The organism is Rhodococcus sp. T7 (assembly GCF_009872365.1).
Classification (GTDB): domain Bacteria; phylum Actinomycetota; class Actinomycetes; order Mycobacteriales; family Mycobacteriaceae; genus Rhodococcus_F.
On sequence record NZ_WXYH01000088.1, the window covers coordinates 94,568 to 111,333 of the forward strand.

Below are 16,766 nucleotides of genomic sequence, written 5' to 3' on the forward strand. Positions count from 1 at the left end.
CACATGTCCAGTTTTCAGAGATCGCTGTGACACTCACCCGACTCGGAAGCGAAAATCCATGACTCTGCGCCCCACCGACAGCTCTGCTCTCCTGATCGACGGCAAACTGATTCCCGGTTCCGGCGGCACGTTCGAGGTGATCAACCCTGCCACCGAGGAAGTGCTGGGACGGGCCGCCGACGCGACCGAGTCCGACATGGACGCCGCGATCGCCGCGGCCCGGCGAGCATTCGACCACACCACGTGGTCCAGCGACCACGCCTTCCGCGCCCGCTGCCTGCGACAGCTGCGCGAAGTACTGCAGTCCCACATCGAGGAACTGCGCGAGCTCACCATCGCGGAGGTCGGCGCGCCCGCCTTCCTCACCAGCGGACCGCAACTCGAGGGCCCGGTGGCCGACCTTGGCTATTTCGCCGACCTCGCCGAAAGCTATGCCTGGGAACAGGATCTGGGCGTCGCCGAACCGATGGGCATCAAGACCCGCCGCCGCGTCCTCAAGGAGGCCGTCGGGGTGGTCGGCGCCATCACACCGTGGAACTTCCCACACCAGATCAACTTCGCCAAGATCGGCCCCGCGCTGGCGGCCGGCAACACGGTAGTGCTCAAACCGGCCCCCGACACCCCCTGGTGCGCTGCCCTCGTCGGGCATCTCATCGCGGAGGAGACCGATCTCCCGGCGGGCGTCGTCAACATCGTCACGTCGAGCGACCATGCCCTCGGCGCGCAACTCGCAACCGACCCCCGCGTCGACCTCGTGTCGTTCACCGGTTCGACCACGACGGGGAAGGCCGTCATGGCGGCGGCGTCCCAGTCGTTGAAGAAGGTCTTCCTCGAACTCGGCGGCAAATCCGCGTTCATCGTGCTCGACGACGCCGACCTCGCCGGGGCGTGCGGGATCGCCGCGTTCACCGTGTCCACCCACGCGGGGCAGGGTTGCGCCATCACCACCCGGTTGCTGGTTCCCCGTGAGAAGTACGACGAGGCAGTCGAGGCCACCGCCCGCACACTCGGCGGACTGAACGCGGACGATCCTGCGAACCCCGGTACCATCTGCGGGCCACTCATTTCCGCCCGGCAACGCGCCCGGGTCGAGGAATACCTGCGACTCGCCCGGGAAGAGGGCGGCACGATCGTGGTCGGCGGCGGACGCCCCGCCGATCGGGAGCGCGGATTCTTCGTCGAACCCACCCTGATCAGCGGCCTAGACAACACCGCAAGGGTGGCGAGGGAAGAGATCTTCGGGCCCGTGCTAGTGATCATTCCGCACGACGGCGACGAGGACGCGATCAGCATCGCCAACGACTCGCCGTACGGGCTGTCCGGGTCGGTGTGGGGCACGGATCCCGTACGGGTGCAGCGCGTGGTCGAGGGCGTGCGCACCGGGACGCTCAGCGTCAACGGCGGCGTCTGGTATTCCGCCGACGCCCCGTTCGGCGGTTACAAGCAGTCCGGGATCGGCCGCGAGATGGGTGTGGCCGGTTTCGAGGAATACCTGGAAACCAAGCTGGTCGCGGAGCCGGCCCGATAATACGCCGGCGAGCCGGCCCGATAGTGCAGGGAGTCAATCGATATGGGACGTTTCGACGGTAAGACGGCCATCGTCACCGGCGCCGCACAGGGCATCGGCGAGGGGTACGCGCGCGCCCTCGCCCGCGAGGGCGCCAACGTGGTGGTGGCCGACCTCAACGCGGAACTCGGCGAGACCGTGGCCAAGCAGATCTGTACCGACGGCGGGATCGCGGTGTTCAAGGACGTCGACGTCGCCGACGAGGCCTCGGCACAGGAACTCGCGGCGTTCACCGTCGAGAAGTTCGGCGGAATCGATCATCTGGTGAACAACGCCGCGATCTACGGCGGCATGAAACTCGACCTGCTGATCACGGTGCCGTGGGACTACTACAAGAAGTTCATGGCCGTGAACTTCGACGGCGCCCTCAACGTGACGCGCGCCGTGTGGCCGGCGATGAACGAGCGCGGGGGCGGCTCCATCGTCAATCAGTCGTCGACCGCGGCGTGGCTGTACTCCGGCTTCTACGGCCTCGCGAAAGTCGGGATCAACGGACTCACCCAGCAACTGGCTCACGAGGTGGGCGGCATGAACATCCGGGTCAACGCCATCGCGCCCGGGCCGATCGACACCGAAGCCACCCGCACCGTGACGCCGGGAAATATGGTGGCAGACATGGTGAAAACGTTGCCGCTCAAACGAATGGGCACCCCCGACGACCTCGTCGGCGCCTGCCTGTTCCTCCTCTCCGACGAGGCCGCCTGGATCACCGGGCAGATCTTCAACGTCGACGGCGGACAGATCTTCCGATGACCACGACAGAACAGGTGTCCGTCGGCTACATCGGGCTCGGCAACATGGGTGCGCCGATGGCGAAGCGGTTGCTCGACCGGCCGGGCACACTCGTCGTGTGCGACACCCGGCCGGAGGCGCTGGAACCGTTCCGCAAGGCGGGCGCGACGATCACGACGAATCCGCGGGAGGTCGCGGCGAACGCGGACGTCATCTCGGTGACCGTGCTGAACGACGAACAGGTCCGCGCGGTGGTCACCGAACTGCTCGACACCGCGCGACCGGGCACGGTCGTGGCGGTGCACTCCACCATCAGCGACGTCACCGCCGTCGAACTCGCCGACCGGTGCCGGGCGCACGGCGTCGACCTGATCGACGCACCCGTCAGCGGCGGCGCCCCTGGGGCACACCAGGGGAAGCTGGCGGTGATGGTCGGGGCGAGCGACGACGCGTTCGAGAAGGTCCGGGAACCGTTCGGGCACTGGGCCGAACTGGTCGTGCACGCCGGCGACGTGGGCGCGGGCACCCGGATGAAGCTGGCCCGGAACCTGCTGCACTTCGTCTCGTTCACCGCCGCCGCCGAGGCGCAGCGACTCGCCGAGGCCGCCGGACTCGACATCACCGAACTCGGCAAGGTGGTCCGCCACACCGACGCGATCACCGGGGGCGCCGGCGCGATCATGCTCCGCGACACCACCGACGCGCTCGACGAGGACGACAATTGGTACCCGATCATGTCCCACGTCCGGGACCTCGGGGAGAAGGACCTGTCGCTGGCGATCGGGCTCGGCGCCCGACTCGACGTCGCGCTGCCACTCGCGCGCCTCGCGCTGTCGGGTCTCGGTCCGGGACTCGGCGTCGACAGCACCGTGAACGAGGACGAGGAGGAGCAGCCATGACCGACGACACCCGCACCCGTGGCCTGGCCATGATGGAGAAGGTCTACGGATTCGAGATGCAGGACGGCCCCGGCGCGCATTTCGCCGTCACCGCCGACCACCTGTTCGCCGACATCTGGTCGCGGCCCGGGCTGAGCATCCGCGACCGCCGGCTTCTGCTGCTCGGGGCGCTCACCGCGCAGGGACTCGTCGACGTCGCCGAGATCCAGGTGGGCGCGGCCCTGCACAACGAGGAACTGGACGAGGACCAACTCCGCGAGATCGCCCTGTTCCTGTGCCACTACGTGGGCTGGCCGTTGGGGACGAAACTCGACGCGATGATCGGCGGAGTGCTACACAAGCGGAAGAAAGCGGCCAGAGCGGCCGCCCCGGACGCAGAGGCCACATGAGCACCGAACATCTGACACCAGAGCTACTTCGACTCGCCGACTCCGTCCCCGGCTTCATGCCGGAGGACGAGGGGACGGCCCTGCACGAGGCCGCGATGCAGTACCTGACTCCCGGCGGGGTGGGCGTCGAGATCGGCACGTACTGCGGCCGCTCGACGATCTATCTCGGGGCGGCGGCGAGGGCGCGCGGCGCCCGCGTCGTCACCGTCGATCACCATCACGGTTCCGAGGAGCACCAGCCGGGCTGGGAGTATCACGAACCGGCGTTCGTCGACCCGCACACCGGTCTTCTCGACACGGTCGGCCGGTTCCGGCACACGATGGCCGATTCGGGGCTCGAGGAGTACGTGGTGGCGGTGCTGGGCCGGTCGTCGACGGTGGCGACGTTCTGGCGCACCCCCGTGAACTTCGTGTTCATCGACGGCGGGCACACGTCGGGAGCGGCGTCGGCGGATCTCGAGGGGTGGGCGCCGTGGGTGACCGTGGGCGGCGCCCTGGTGATCCACGATGTGTTCCCGAACCCCGCCGACGGTGGGCGACCGCCGTTCGAGATCTACGAACGAGCACTGGCGACAAGACAATTCAAGGAAACGTCCGTCACCGGGTCGCTGCGCGTCCTCGAGCGGGTGGGCGGTCAGACCGGCGAACCGCTGGCCTGACAGTAGTCGCCGCACCGGTCGAGGCCGATCGGTAGTCCCACGGGCAGCGCCGCGTCCCGGAAGATTCCGTGTCCGGGCGTGGTGCGGGACAACGCGTCCGCGGCGAGGATCATTGCCCCGCCCGTCCATGTGGTCTGCTCGACCGGCCACCGTTTGCCGTCGCTGTAGACGAGACCGGTCCAATACGAGCCGTCCGGGTCCCGCAGGTGCTGCATGGCGGTGAACTGCGCGAGCGCGCGGGTGTGCTCCCCCATCGCGTCGAGTGCCAGCACCAGCTCGCACGTTTCGGCGCCGGTCACCCACGGCCGGTGGTCCACGCAGCGGATGCCGAGTCCCTCGACCACGAAGTCGTCCCACCGCGAATCGATGCGGTCCGATGCGGTCTCACCGCGGACGGCGCCCCCGAGGATCGGGTAGTACCAGTCCATGGAGTATTCGTCCTTGATCGCGAACGACTCCGGGTGCTGCCTGATCGCGTGGCCGAGTGCGTATTTCGCGAACTCCCATTCCGGCTGCGGGTCGTCGACGAACCGGGCGAGCAGGAGACCGCAGTGCAGGCTGTGGTGAATGCTGGAGTTCCCGGTCAGCAGCGCCTCGGTGCAGTCCTGGCCGTTCTCGCCGCGGGCCCACCAGATTTCGCCGCTGAGCGCCTGCATGTCGACGACCAGGTCGAGGCCGCCCTGCACCGACGGCCACAGCCTGTCGACGAAGTTCCGGTCACCGGTGATCAGGTAGTGGTGCCACACCCCCACCGCGAGATACGCGCAGAAGTTGCTGTCGGAATCGTGATTTTCGACGGTTCCGTCGCGGAACTTCATCGGCCACGAACCGTCCGGTCGCTGCGTGCGCCGCGACCACTCGTACGCACCCTCCGCCTCGTCGAGCAGCCCGGCCGCCGAGAGGGCCATGGCGGATTCGACGTGATCCCACGGGTCGGTGTGCCCGCCGGCGAACCACGGCAGCGCCCCCGACGACTCCTGCGCTGCCGCGATCGACCGTGCCGTCTGCCTGACCTGGCTCTCCGACAGCACGTTCGGCACCGACGGGACGTCGGCGGCTCTCACCGCGGCGCCTTCACCACGCTCGGTTCCCTCGGCTTCTCGAGGTAGAACACGACGCTCTTGCCGACCACCGGGTTGAGCACCTTCTCCGCGGTGCGCGTCAGCCAGGGCGCTTTCATCATGTCCCACACCAGAACCTGGTGGTAGGCCTTCGCGAGGGGATTGTCGTTGTTCTCCACCCCCACCGCACATTTGAGCCACCAGTACGGGGAATGCAGGGCGTGCGCGTGGTCCCGGCCCCGGACCTCCAGCCCGGCGGCGGTGAGCTTCTCCGCCAGTTCGTCGGCGCGGTAGATGCGGACGTGGCCGCCCTCCACCTCGTGGTACGCGTCGGACAGCGCCCAGCAGATCTTCTCCGGCAGCCACCGCGGAACCGTCACCGCTGCAACACCACCCGGCTTGAGGATGCGGGTCAGCTCGGCGATGGCGCGGCCGTCGCGGGGAACGTGTTCGAGCACCTCGGAGATGAGGACGACGTCGAACGTCGCATCCTCGTACGGCAGGTTCAGCGCGTCGCCGACCTCCACCCGCGCCGAGGCGCCCGCGGGGACCTCACCGACCTCGGCCATCGCCACGAACATCTTCTCGACATCCGCGAGTTCGTCGGCGTTCTGGTCGAAGGCGATGACGTCGGCCCCGCGTCGATACAGCTCGAACGAGTGCCGTCCGGCACCCGCCCCGATGTCGATCACCTTGTCGCCGGGCTTCACACCCAGCCGGTCGAAGTCCACTGTCAGCACGATCGGCCTCCTTGACGGGTCTGCGCTATCGCTTCGGCATAGGTCTGCGCGGTTGTCGCGGCCACTGCGGCCCAGCTGTAGCGCTCGAGCACGCGGCGGCGGCCACCGCCCCCGAGCCGGGCGCGGCGCTGCGGATCGTCGAGCAACGCGCCCAGCACGTCCGCGAGTTCCTGCGGGTCGCCGGGCGTCACCAGCACCCCCGCCTCCTCGTCCGTTCCGATCACCTCGGGAATGGCACCTGCACGGCTCGCGACCAGCGGGGTACCGCACGCCATCGCCTCGACGGCGGGCAGCGAGAAACCTTCGTACAGCGACGGGACGCACGCGACGTCGGCCGACGCCAGCAGCGCCGCCAATTCGCTGTCGTCGATGCCCGACACGGTGCGGACGACGTCGCCGATGGCCAATTCCTCGATGAGCTTCTCCGTGACGCCGCCGGGTGCCAGCTTGGTGACCAGCACCAGTTCGACGGCGCGCTCGGTGTGCGCCTTCGCGACCGCCTCGAGGAGCGTCGACACCCCCTTCAGCGGCATGTCGGCGCTGGCGATGCACACGATGCGGCCCGGCACCCGCGCGGCGGACGGGGGTCGGAAGACCTCGGTGTCGACACCCAGCGGGATGGTCCGCAGGTTCGCGGCGGGAACGTCGAACGCGGCACTGATGTCGTCGGCGGACGACTGCGACACCGTCAGCAGCGCGGGGATGGCTCGCGCCACCCGTTTCTGCATGCGCAGGAAGCCATACCAGCGGCGGACCGTCACCTTGCGCCACCACTTCGCCGACGCGAGATCCAGTTCGCGGTCGCGGGTGATCGGGTGATGGATGGTGGCGACGACGGGGAGCCCGGCCCGCTGGAGTTGCAGCAGTCCGTAGCCGAGGCATTGGTTGTCGTGCACCACGTCGAACTCGTCGGCGCGCTCCTTCAGCAGTCGCGCTGCCCGGAGGCTGAACGTGAGCGGTTCCGGGAAACCGGCCGTCCACATGGTCGCGACCTCGAGCACGTCGACGGCATCGCGGAACTCGCGCGGGTGCGGCGTTCTGAACGGATCCGGCTCGCGGTACAGGTCGAGGCTGGGGACCTTCGTCAGCGTCACCCGGGGGTCGACGTCCGGGTACGGCTGGCCCGAGAACACCTCCACCTGATGGCCGAGTTCGACCAGCTCACGGCTGAGATGGCGGACGTACACACCCTGCCCACCGCAGTGGGGCTTGCTTCGGTACGACAAGAGTGCGATGCGCACGGACTTCGGCCTCTCCTCGAGCAACTGGCAAGCAATACTAGAACACGTTCTTACCCGAGTGTGTCCTCGTTCCATCCAACCGCACTCACTCACCCCACCGCGGTCGACTCGCGCAATCCCTCGAGTTTTCCCGCCAGGCGTCCGAGGTAGGCGAGGACCTCCTCCTCGCTGCGGTCGGGCACTCCGTACACCACTTCGGTGACGCCGAGGTCCTTCCAGCGACGCAACTTGTCGACGTCCGGCTTGCCGTCGAGCACGACGATCCGCGGTTCGCCGTCCCTGCCGGCCTCGTGCCACATCCGTCGCAGCGCGGCGACGCGGTCGTCGATGTCCTGCTCGATCGGAGTGGTCATCCAGCCGTCGGCGGACTTCACGATCCACTTGAAGTTCTTGTCGTTGCCTGCGGCGCCGACGACCACCGGCGGCACCCGCACCGGCTTCGGCCACGCCCAGCTCGGACCGAAGCTCACGAACTCGCCGTCGTAGGACGCCTCGTCCTGCGTCCACAGCGCGCGCATCGCCTCGAGGTATTCCCGCAGCATCGTCCGGCGACGCCCCGGCGGGACGTTGTGGTCGGTGAGCTCGTCCAGATTCCACCCGTACCCCACGCCGAGGATCACCCGCCCGCCGCTGAGGTGGTCGAGCGAGGCGATCGTCTTGGCCAACGTGATCGGATCGTGCTCGACGGGCAGCGCCACCGACGTGCCCAGTTCGATCCGCTCGGTGACCGCCGCCGCCGTGGCGAGCGCCACCCACGGGTCGAGGGTGCGCATGTACCGGTCGTCGGGCAGCGACGCGTCGCCCGTCTGCGGATGCGCCGCATCGCGTTTCACCGGAATGTGCGTGTGCTCGGGCACGTAGAACGAGTCGAATCCATTGGCCTCTGCACCCCTCGCGGCCGAGGCCGGCTCGATCCCGCGGTCACTCGTAAACAACGTTATGCCGAATTTCACGAATTCTCCTTGGCCGAGAGCCATTTCCTTCATGCACAGTAACTTCTGGACACCTGTTTATCAATGTGTCCAAACAACTCTCCAGTTCTCCGCGCGGCCGGACGAACGGGACGCTCGTTGGATCTGACGCAACGGGCGTCCCGTTCGTCCGGGGCAGGTCGGGCAGGTGAGCGGCGATGTGTGCTGGGGCACGCATTGCCGCTCACCTGCTCAGGCGCCGTAGACCGGGACCGGGTCCTCCGCCTTCGCGAGCAGGTCGGCGACGACGGGCCCGATCTCCTTCGGCTCCCAGCGCGCGCCCTTGTCCTGGGTGGGACCGTGCCGCCAGCCCTCGGCGACGGTGATCTTGCCCCCCTCGACCTCGAACACCCGCCCGCTCACGTCCTTCGACTCCACACTGCCCAGCCACACGACGAGCGGGGAGATGTTCTCCGGCGCCATCGCGTCGAAGCCCTCCTCGGGGGCAGCCATCGCCTCGGCCATCGCGCCGCCGGCGCCGACCGTCATCCGGGTGCGGGCGGCGGGTGCGATCGCGTTGACGGTGACGCCATAGTTCCTCAACTCCGCGGCCGCCTGGATTGTCAGCTCGGCGATCCCCGCCTTCGCGGCGGCGTAGTTGCCCTGCCCGATCGAGCCCTGCAGTCCGGCACCGGAACTGGTGTTGACGATCCGGGCGTCGACCGGATTGCCCGCCTTCGCCTCGGCCCGCCAGTACGCGGCCGCGTGCCGCAGCGTCGCGAAATGTCCCTTGAGATGCACGCGCACGACGGCGTCCCACTCCTGCTCGCTCATCCCGACGAGCATGCGGTCGCGCAGGAACCCGGCGTTGTTCACCAGGACATCGAGCCGCCCGTACGTGTCGATCGCCGTCCGGATCAGGTTCTCGGCCCCGGCCCAGTCCGCGACGTCGTCGCCGTTGACGACGGCCTCGCCGCCCGCGGCCACGATCTCCGCGACCACCTGCTCGGCGGGGCTCTCCCCCGTCGCGGAACCGTCGAGTCCGGCCCCGATGTCGTTGACCACGACCTTCGCCCCCTCGGCGGCGAACGCCAGCGCGTGGGCGCGTCCGATTCCGCGCCCGGCGCCCGTCACGATGACGACGCGACCGTCGACCACTCCACTCATGCCTTCTCCTCTGTAGATACCGTTGCTGCCGCCAGGAAGGCGGGACGTTCCCCGCCGCCGTGGACGGTCAGTGTCGAACCGCTGACGTACGCCGCCAACGGTGAAGCCAGGAACACCGCGCAGTTGCCGACGTCCTCGGGGCAGGCCATCCGGCCCAGCGGGACCGTGTTCCCGACGGCCGCGATCCCCGCCTCGTCCCCGTAGTGCAGGTGCGCGAGTTCGGTGCGGACCATCCCCACGACCACCGAGTTGACCCGCACCTTCGGCGCCCACTCGACCGCCAGGCTGGTGGTCAGACTGTCGACCCCGGCCTTCGCCGCCCCGTACGCCGCGGTGCCGGGCGAGGGCCGCGACCCGCTGACGCTGGAGATGTTGACGATCGCGCCACCCGAATCCTGCGTCTGCATCTGAGCATTCGCGACCTGCGAGACGAGCAGCGGGGCAAGGAGGTTCAGCTCGACGATCTTCGAGTGGAACTTCGGGCTCGCGTCCGCCGCGAGGGCGAACGGCGCCCCGCCTGCGTTGTTGACCAGCACGTCGAGGCGGCCGTGGCGCTCGACGATCCGGTCGACGAGACCCTGCACCTGCTCCGGGTCGCGGATGTCGCACGGCAGGAATTCGGCGGCGCGTCCGTCCACCTCCACGGGGTCGTCGCCCGGCCGTCGAGCGCAGGCGACCACCGTCGCCCCCGCGCGCAGGAAGGTGCGGCTGATGCCCGCGCCCACCCCGCGAACTCCGCCGGTCACGAGCACGACACTTCCGGTCATGTTGGAACCTGTTTCCATCGTGCTACCCTACCAAGCAATTGCTTGGTGCGTGAAGTGCGGATCTGACGAGGAGAAATGCAGTGGGAATTCGGAGCGAGACAGATCCGGGGGGCATCACCACGGTCACCGTCGACTACCCGCCCGTGAACGCCATCCCCTCCCGGGGCTGGTTCGAGCTGGCCGACGCCGTGCTCGACGCGGGCCGGAACTCGGACACCCATGTGGTGATCCTGCGAGCGGAGGGACGCGGGTTCAACGCCGGCGTCGACATCAAGGAAATGCAGGCCACCGACGGGTACGGCGCGCTGGTCGACGCCAACCGGGGCTGCGCGGCCGCGTTCGCCGCCGTCTACGACTGCGCCGTGCCCGTCGTCGTAGCCGTCAACGGGTTCTGTGTCGGCGGCGGCATCGGTCTGGTCGGCAACGCGGACGTGATCGTGGCATCGGATGACGCCGTCTTCGGACTGCCCGAGGTCGACCGCGGGGCACTCGGCGCCGCCACCCACCTCGCCAGGCTCGTCCCCCAGCACATGATGCGCACCCTGTACTACACGGCGCAGAACGTCACCGCCCAGCAACTCCAGCACTTCGGGTCGGTGTACGAGGTGGTGCCGCGCGAGAAACTCGACGACACCGCCCGCGACATCGCCGCCAAGATCGCGGCCAAGGACACCCGGGTCATCCGCTGCGCCAAAGAGGCGATCAACGGCATCGACCCCGTCGACGTCAAGACCAGTTACCGCCTCGAGCAGGGCTACACCTTCGAACTCAACCTGGCGGGCGTCGCGGACGAGCACCGCGACGAGTTCGTCGAAACCGGCAAACCCCGCTCCAACTCGAACAACAGGAAAGGCTGACATCGATGGCGAGCAAGCGCGACAAGAGAATGTCGCTCGACGACGCGGTCGGGGAACTGCGCAGCGGAATGACCATCGGCCTCGGCGGCTGGGGTTCGCGCCGTAAGCCGATGGCACTGGTCCGGGCGCTGCTGCGCTCGGACGTCACCGACCTCACCGTCGTCACCTACGGCGGCCCCGACCTGGGGCTGCTCTGCTCGGCGGGCAAGGTCAAGAAGGCGTACTACGGCTTCGTGTCCCTCGATTCGGCCCCGTTCTACGACCCGTGGTTCGCGAAGGCGCGCACCGGCGGCGAGATCGAGGTCCGCGAAATGGACGAGGGCATGGTCAAGTGCGGACTCGAGGCCGCCGCTGCCCGGCTACCGTTCCTGCCGATCCGCGCCGGACTCGGCTCCGACGTCCGGAACTTCTGGGGCGACGAACTGCGCACCGTCACCTCCCCCTACCCCGACGCGTCCGGAAAATCGGAGACGCTGATTGCGATGCCGGCCCTGAATCTCGATGCGGCACTGGTGCATCTGAATCTGGGCGACAAGCACGGCAACGCCGCCTACACCGGAGTCGACCCGTACTTCGACGACCTGTACTGCGCGGCCGCCGAGAAGCGGTTCGTCTCCGTCGAACGCGTGGTGGAGACCGAGGAACTGGTGAAAACCGTTCCGCTGCAGAACCTGATCCTCAACCGCATGATGGTCGAGGGCGTCGTCGAGGCACCGAACGGCGCCCACTTCACCCTCGCAGGCGACAGCTACGGCCGCGACGAGAAGTTCCAGCGCCACTACGCCGAATCCGCCAAGACCCCCGAGGGATGGCAGCAGTTCGTCGACACCTACCTGTCCGGCAGCGAGGACGACTACCAGGCGGCCGTGAAGCGATTTGCAGAGGAGTCCCAGGCATGACCGAAACGACCACCGCCGTCACCCGCGCCGAGTACTGCGCGATCGCGTGCGCCGAGATCTTCTCCGGCGCAGGCGAGATCATGGCCAGCCCCATGGCGACGCTGCCGTTGATCGGCGCCCGCCTCGCACGACTGACCACCGAACCGGATTTGCTCATCACCGACGGCGAAGCGCTGATCTTCGCCGACACCCCCGCCGTCGGCGCGAAGGCACCGATCGAGGGCTGGATGCCGTTCCGGAAGGTGTTCGACGTCGTCGCATCCGGTCGCCGCCACGTGGTGATGGGCGCCAACCAGATCGACCGGCACGGTAACCAGAACCTCTCGGCGTTCGGCCCGCTGCAACAGCCGACCCGGCAGATGTTCGGCGTCCGCGGCGCGCCCGGCAACACAATCAACCACCCCACCAGCTACTGGGTGGGCAAGCACACGTCGCGGGTGTTCTGCGACAAGGTCGACATCGTCTCCGGCGTCGGCTACGACCAGATCGACCCCGACAATCCGGCCTACCGGTTCCACCACCTGCACCGGGTGGTGAGCAACCTCGGGGTCTTCGACTTCGGCGGACCCGGACACACGTTCCGGGCGCTGTCGCTGCACCCCGGCGTCACCGCGGAACAGGTCGCCGAGAACACCTCGTTCGAGGTCGCCGGTCTCGACGACGCACCCGTCACCCGGGACCCGTCCGAGGAAGAACTGCGGCTGATCCGCGAGGTCCTCGACCCCCGCAGCCTGCGCGACCGGGAGGTATCGGTATGAGCACGCTCCGCACCGCACTGACCGAACTGGTCGGTGTCGAACACCCGGTCGTGCAGACCGGAATGGGCTGGGTCGCCGGACCGCGTCTCGTCGCGGGCACCGCCAACGCCGGCGGTCTCGGCATCCTCGCGTCGGCCACGATGACGTACGACGAACTCGCCGCCGCGATCACGAAGACGAAGACACTCACCGACAAGCCTTTCGGGGTGAACATCCGCGCCGACGCCACCGACGCCCCGCAACGCATCGACCTGCTCATCCGGGAGAACGTGCGCGTCGCGTCGTTCGCTCTCGCCCCCAAGCAGGAACTGATCGCGAAGCTGAAAGCCGCCGGGGTGGTGGTCATTCCGTCGATCGGTGCCGCGAAACACGCGAAGAAGGTGGCGTCCTGGGGCGCCGACGCCGTCATCGTGCAGGGCGGTGAGGGCGGCGGTCACACCGGCCCCGTCGCCACCACCCTGCTGCTGCCGTCGGTGCTCGACGCCGTCGACATTCCCGTCGTCGCCGCGGGCGGCTTCTACGACGGCCGTGGACTCGCCGCCGCCCTCGCGTACGGCGCCGCCGGCGTCGCGATGGGCACCCGCTTCCTACTCACCCAGGAATCGACGGTCCCCGACTCCGTCAAACAGGAATACCTCGCCCGCGGACTGCAGGACACCACCGTCTCCCGCAAGGTCGACGGCATGCCCCACCGGGTCCTCAACACCGAACTCGTCGACAGCCTCGAACACTCCGGCAACGTCCGCGGGCTCGTCGCCGCCGCCCGCAACGCGTCGAAATTCAAGGCCATGACCGGCATGAAATGGTCGACGCTCGTCAAGGACGGTCTCGCCATGAAGAAGTCCGGCGACCGCACCTGGCAGCAGATCATCATGGCCGCCAACACCCCGATGCTGCTCAAGGCCGGACTCGTCGACGGCAACACCCACGCCGGCGTCCTCGCCTCCGGTCAGGTCGTCGGACTGCTCGACGACCTGCCCACGTGCAAGGACCTCATCGACGGCATCGTCGCCGACGCGATCAAACGCATCGACGCACTCGGCGGCCTGCGCGCCTGAGGACTGAGCTTGAGCCCGAACGAACGGGACGCTCGTTGGATCTGACGCAACGAGCGTCCCGTTCGTCCGGCTAGGAAGAAGCGGCCTTCGCCGCGATGCGCGCCCGGACCTCCGGCCGTCGCAGCGGGGGCACGGTCTGCGGTGGCTGCTTGCGCGCAGGCAATGCGGCGAGGAGTTTCGTGGTGGCCTCGGTGACGACGGCAACCGCCTCCTCGAACGGTTCACGGTTGGCGTCGGAGAGCTTCTGGATTCCGCTGACCTTCCGGACGTATTGACGCGCCGCCGCCTCGATCTCCTCCGCGGTGGCCGCCGGTTCGAGTCCGCGCAGCTCGGTGATGTTTCGGCACATGACTCGACGATAGCGCCGCCCGGTCGTCCGCGCGGCTCGTCGGCGCCGGGCGAATGTACCTCTCGGCGTTGCCGAGGCGCCCGAAGGTACATTCGCCCGGCGGGAAAGCGGGGTGTCAGCTGCGGGCAGGCTCCAGGGCATCGGCGTCCGCGTGCACGGCGTCGGTCTCGACGTCCGGGAGCGGGGTGCGCGACCGCGCGGCCACGACGGCGGCGCCGAGCAGGACCAGGGCGACGAGGCACTGCGAGCTGCCGATCACCTCGCGGACGGCGGCCTCCACCCAGCCGGACGAGGACGACTGCAGCACGAAGTTGGGGCCGATCAGGAAGATCAGCGTCGCGGCGCCGATCAGCGGCCGCCAGCTGCGGTACTGCGGTGCGATCAAGATCGGAATCAGCAGGATGCTGTACGCCCAGTGGTGGGTGACGGCGAACGGCGCGGCGAGCAGCGACGCCAGGGCCACGACAGACAGTGCGATCAGGTGTTCACCCGACCGGGTGAACCGGTACGCCGACCACGCGGCGGCGGAGACGATGACGGCCGCGCTGAGCACCCAGAGCATGCTGGCCATCCTGCCCTCCGCCCCGAGCCGGGCGATGACGCCGGTGACGGCCTGGTTGCGGAAGAAGTCGGGCGCGCCCGCACGGCCGGTGGCGAAGAATTCGGTGGTCCAAAACCACACCGACGACCGCGGCAGGAGCCAGAAACCGAGTCCGACGGTGACGAGGATCGTGGCGAGCGACCGTCCGATCGAGCGGAAGTCGCGGCGGACGAGCAGGACGAGCAGGAAGGCTGCCGGGGTGATCTTGATTGCCGCGGCGAGGCCGATCGCGATTCCGCGGAACCTCTTCGGGATCACCCCGGTGCAGTCGGCGACCACGAGCGCCATCAGGATGATGTTGATCTGACCGAAGTCGAAGTTCGAGCGCATCGGCTCGAGGAGCAGTACCGGCCCCATCGACAGCAGAGCGAGAAGTTCGGGGCGGCCGACGTCGAGTTTCGACAGCGCCACCTTGACCATCCACCACACGAGCCCGAGGTTGAGGGCGCACCACAGCGCCTGCAGGACCGCGGGGTCGATCTCCGCCATCGGCGCGAAGAGGATCGCCGCGAACGGTGCGTAGATGAACCTGAACCCGGAACTGCTCGGGAAGTCCGCGGAGTAGAGCGGCAGCCCGCTGACGAAGGCGTGGCCGGCGTCGCGGAACACGGAGAGGTCCATCAGGTAGCCCGTTGCCGCATCGAACTCTCGGTAGGCCACCACCCCCACGGAGAGGACGCCCACGAGGAGCGCGACGGCATGGAGACGATAATCCCTGAACTTCGATTCACTCTGTAACAAGAATTTGTTCTTTCATGATCGGCGTCGTGGTCAACGATCCACCGTAGCGGGCCGTGACCCAATCGTGACAAAGGCGAGGTCGTGCCGTCCGAAACGCGTGCTTCGTCATAGTTTATTTAGACTGGTATATTTCGACCATGCCTGGACGCGTGCTCGACAACCCCCTCGTCCTGCCGGTGCTCGGCCTGCTCCTCGAATCGCCGATGCACCCCTACCAGGTGGAGGTCACGCTGCGCGAGCGCAGCGAAGACGGACAGTGGCCGCTCAACCGTGGGTCGCTGAACAATGTGGTCGCCGCCCTCGCGGCAGCGGGCTGGATCGAGGAACACGAACGTGCACAACGCGAAGGGCGGCCCGCCCGCACCGTCTACGCCCTCACCGATGCCGGGCGCACGGAACTGGTGAGCCGACTGGACGTCCAGATCCGCAGCGCCGCACGGGAGTTCTCACCGTTCTTCGCCGCGATCAGCTATCTCGGTACACTGGGACGCGAGGGCGCCGTCGACGCGCTCACCGAACGCGCGCAAAGTCTCACCGCGAGAATCGAATCCGACCAGGACAAGCTCACCCGAGCGCTCAACGACGGAGTGCCGGCCCTGTTCGTCGTCGAGGCGGATTACGCGCTCCATACGGCACGGGCCGAACTGGACTGGATCGCGTCGACGATCGCCGGTATCCGCGACGGTCGCCTCGCGTGGCCCGCACCGCCGATCCACGACGTGATCGCGTGAGCCTCCCGTCCGGCATCCACCCCGGCAGCCCAACGGGCGACGCGCCGCAGTTCCTCATACGTACGTATGTGTCGGTGGGCTAGGGACCGGTCCTGAACCCACCGACACGGACACCCTTGCCGACGCCGCACCACCTTCCCGCCGACCTTGTGGACTCGTGAGGGAGTCTCACCGCCGGCTGCTCGGGGCGACAGCGGTGTTCTCCTGGTCGCTGCCGGACTGAGTTTGGTGCAACCGGTGCCGGTGGCCGGATCATCACGGCAAGTATGTCGCTCTCCGGAGGTGGGGACGTGCTTGCATCGGTCACAGTTCCATTGTTGCAATCTCGACCAATCCTCTGTCGAGGACTGACACATGGTTTCCGAGCACCAATCGGGGGTTGAACGGCCCGCCCGCCGAGGCGCACGTGGTGCAGCGCTGGCTGATACGGACAGCCCGTTCACGGAAAGGCTCGGGGTGAGGCTGGGGAAGGGCGACATCCCCAGGAATAGGCCTCGCGATGGCGTTCCGAACAGGGGGCGGTGTTTCAGTGGGGTGCGGGGTGGGGCCCATCCGCTGTGGGGTGTTGGAGTTCGGCGTTGAGGCGTCGGGCCTCGGCGAGTTGGTCTTCGAGGATGATGATGCGGCACGCGGACTCGA

General features: G+C 68.2%; 18 protein-coding genes and 1 pseudogene. 10 read left to right on the top strand and 9 right to left on the bottom strand.

Annotated features, from left to right (window positions below; translation table 11 throughout):
* The first annotated feature begins 58 nt into the window (after positions 1 to 58).
* From MLGJGCBP_RS11330 to MLGJGCBP_RS11350, 5 genes are read left to right on the top strand one after another with little or no spacing between them, the layout of a single operon-like run.
* Positions 59 to 1,528, top strand: coding sequence for an aldehyde dehydrogenase (locus MLGJGCBP_RS11330; RefSeq protein WP_160095610.1), 1,470 nt, complete (start codon positions 59 to 61; stop codon positions 1,526 to 1,528).
* 42 nt (positions 1,529 to 1,570) lie between these two features.
* Positions 1,571 to 2,320, top strand: coding sequence for an SDR family oxidoreductase (locus tag MLGJGCBP_RS11335; protein WP_160095612.1), 750 nt, complete (start codon positions 1,571 to 1,573; stop codon positions 2,318 to 2,320).
* Positions 2,317 to 3,198 (top strand): NAD(P)-dependent oxidoreductase, encoded by an 882-nt coding sequence (locus tag MLGJGCBP_RS11340; protein WP_160095614.1) that lies wholly within the window; start codon positions 2,317 to 2,319, stop codon positions 3,196 to 3,198. The genes MLGJGCBP_RS11335 and MLGJGCBP_RS11340 overlap by 4 nt, the downstream gene beginning before the upstream one ends.
* The gene (locus MLGJGCBP_RS11345) at positions 3,195 to 3,587 is read left to right on the top strand and encodes a carboxymuconolactone decarboxylase family protein (RefSeq protein ID WP_087558137.1); all 393 of its coding nucleotides are present in this window, start codon (positions 3,195 to 3,197) and stop codon (positions 3,585 to 3,587) included. Before MLGJGCBP_RS11340 ends, MLGJGCBP_RS11345 begins: the two co-directional genes overlap by 4 nt.
* Positions 3,584 to 4,246, top strand: a complete 663-nt coding sequence (locus MLGJGCBP_RS11350) for a class I SAM-dependent methyltransferase (protein ID WP_160095616.1) — start codon at positions 3,584 to 3,586, stop codon at positions 4,244 to 4,246. Before MLGJGCBP_RS11345 ends, MLGJGCBP_RS11350 begins: the two co-directional genes overlap by 4 nt.
* On the opposite strand, the gene MLGJGCBP_RS11355 is transcribed toward MLGJGCBP_RS11350, so the two are convergent.
* The 6 genes from MLGJGCBP_RS11355 to MLGJGCBP_RS11380 all read right to left on the bottom strand — a co-directional run bounded on the left by MLGJGCBP_RS11355 (position 4,222) and on the right by MLGJGCBP_RS11380 (position 10,133).
* The gene (locus tag MLGJGCBP_RS11355; RefSeq protein ID WP_160095618.1) at positions 4,222 to 5,310 is read right to left on the bottom strand and encodes a prenyltransferase; all 1,089 of its coding nucleotides are present in this window, start codon (positions 5,308 to 5,310) and stop codon (positions 4,222 to 4,224) included. The genes MLGJGCBP_RS11350 and MLGJGCBP_RS11355 overlap by 25 nt on opposite strands.
* Positions 5,307 to 6,047, bottom strand: coding sequence for a class I SAM-dependent methyltransferase (locus MLGJGCBP_RS11360; protein WP_011597010.1), 741 nt, complete (start codon positions 6,045 to 6,047; stop codon positions 5,307 to 5,309). Before MLGJGCBP_RS11360 ends, MLGJGCBP_RS11355 begins: the two co-directional genes overlap by 4 nt.
* Complete coding sequence (locus tag MLGJGCBP_RS11365) at positions 6,041 to 7,288, bottom strand: glycosyltransferase family 4 protein (protein ID WP_160095620.1); 1,248 nt, start codon at positions 7,286 to 7,288, stop codon at positions 6,041 to 6,043. The genes MLGJGCBP_RS11360 and MLGJGCBP_RS11365 overlap by 7 nt, the downstream gene beginning before the upstream one ends.
* A gap of 89 nt (positions 7,289 to 7,377) precedes the next feature.
* Positions 7,378 to 8,241 (bottom strand): LLM class F420-dependent oxidoreductase, encoded by an 864-nt coding sequence (locus MLGJGCBP_RS11370; RefSeq protein ID WP_160095622.1) that lies wholly within the window; start codon positions 8,239 to 8,241, stop codon positions 7,378 to 7,380.
* A 210-nt stretch (positions 8,242 to 8,451) separates the two neighbouring features.
* Positions 8,452 to 9,366 carry an SDR family oxidoreductase gene (locus MLGJGCBP_RS11375; RefSeq protein WP_160095624.1) on the bottom strand — a complete coding sequence of 305 codons (915 nt, stop codon included), beginning with the start codon at positions 9,364 to 9,366 and terminating at the stop codon, positions 8,452 to 8,454.
* Positions 9,363 to 10,133, bottom strand: a complete 771-nt coding sequence (locus MLGJGCBP_RS11380; RefSeq protein ID WP_442972091.1) for an SDR family oxidoreductase — start codon at positions 10,131 to 10,133, stop codon at positions 9,363 to 9,365. Before MLGJGCBP_RS11380 ends, MLGJGCBP_RS11375 begins: the two co-directional genes overlap by 4 nt.
* Before the next feature lie 80 nt (positions 10,134 to 10,213).
* Here MLGJGCBP_RS11380 and echA20 point away from each other — a divergent pair, with 80 nt between their 5' ends.
* From echA20 to ipdC, 4 genes are read left to right on the top strand one after another with little or no spacing between them, the layout of a single operon-like run.
* Positions 10,214 to 10,990 carry a (7aS)-7a-methyl-1,5-dioxo-2,3,5,6,7,7a-hexahydro-1H-indene-carboxyl-CoA hydrolase gene (echA20, locus tag MLGJGCBP_RS11385; protein WP_160095628.1) on the top strand — a complete coding sequence of 259 codons (777 nt, stop codon included), beginning with the start codon at positions 10,214 to 10,216 and terminating at the stop codon, positions 10,988 to 10,990.
* 5 nt (positions 10,991 to 10,995) lie between these two features.
* Positions 10,996 to 11,889, top strand: a complete 894-nt coding sequence (gene ipdA / locus MLGJGCBP_RS11390) for a cholesterol ring-cleaving hydrolase subunit IpdA (protein WP_160095630.1) — start codon at positions 10,996 to 10,998, stop codon at positions 11,887 to 11,889.
* Complete coding sequence (gene ipdB / locus MLGJGCBP_RS11395) at positions 11,886 to 12,647, top strand: cholesterol ring-cleaving hydrolase subunit IpdB (RefSeq protein WP_160095632.1); 762 nt, start codon at positions 11,886 to 11,888, stop codon at positions 12,645 to 12,647. The genes ipdA and ipdB overlap by 4 nt, the downstream gene beginning before the upstream one ends.
* Positions 12,644 to 13,705: a (3aS,4S,5R,7aS)-5-hydroxy-7a-methyl-1-oxo-octahydro-1H-indene-4-carboxyl-CoA dehydrogenase gene (gene ipdC / locus MLGJGCBP_RS11400; protein ID WP_160095634.1), complete on the top strand. Its 1,062-nt coding sequence runs from the start codon at positions 12,644 to 12,646 to the stop codon at positions 13,703 to 13,705. Before ipdB ends, ipdC begins: the two co-directional genes overlap by 4 nt.
* 70 nt (positions 13,706 to 13,775) lie before the next feature.
* Here the strand turns inward: ipdC and MLGJGCBP_RS11405 are convergent, their stop codons facing one another.
* On the bottom strand, positions 13,776 to 14,054 hold the full coding sequence (locus MLGJGCBP_RS11405; RefSeq protein WP_160095636.1) for a DUF2277 domain-containing protein: 279 nt from the start codon (positions 14,052 to 14,054) through the stop codon (positions 13,776 to 13,778).
* 115 nt (positions 14,055 to 14,169) lie between these two features.
* Positions 14,170 to 15,396: a glycosyltransferase family 87 protein gene (locus MLGJGCBP_RS11410; RefSeq protein WP_160095638.1), complete on the bottom strand. Its 1,227-nt coding sequence runs from the start codon at positions 15,394 to 15,396 to the stop codon at positions 14,170 to 14,172.
* Positions 15,397 to 15,533: 137 nt separating this feature from the next.
* Here MLGJGCBP_RS11410 and MLGJGCBP_RS11415 point away from each other — a divergent pair, with 137 nt between their 5' ends.
* The gene (locus MLGJGCBP_RS11415; RefSeq protein WP_160095640.1) at positions 15,534 to 16,127 is read left to right on the top strand and encodes a PadR family transcriptional regulator; all 594 of its coding nucleotides are present in this window, start codon (positions 15,534 to 15,536) and stop codon (positions 16,125 to 16,127) included.
* Between the two features lie 526 nt (positions 16,128 to 16,653).
* On the opposite strand, the pseudogene MLGJGCBP_RS53715 reads toward MLGJGCBP_RS11415, so the two are convergent.
* A pseudogene (locus MLGJGCBP_RS53715) lies at positions 16,654 to 16,766 on the bottom strand (MerR family transcriptional regulator); the annotation flags it as partial.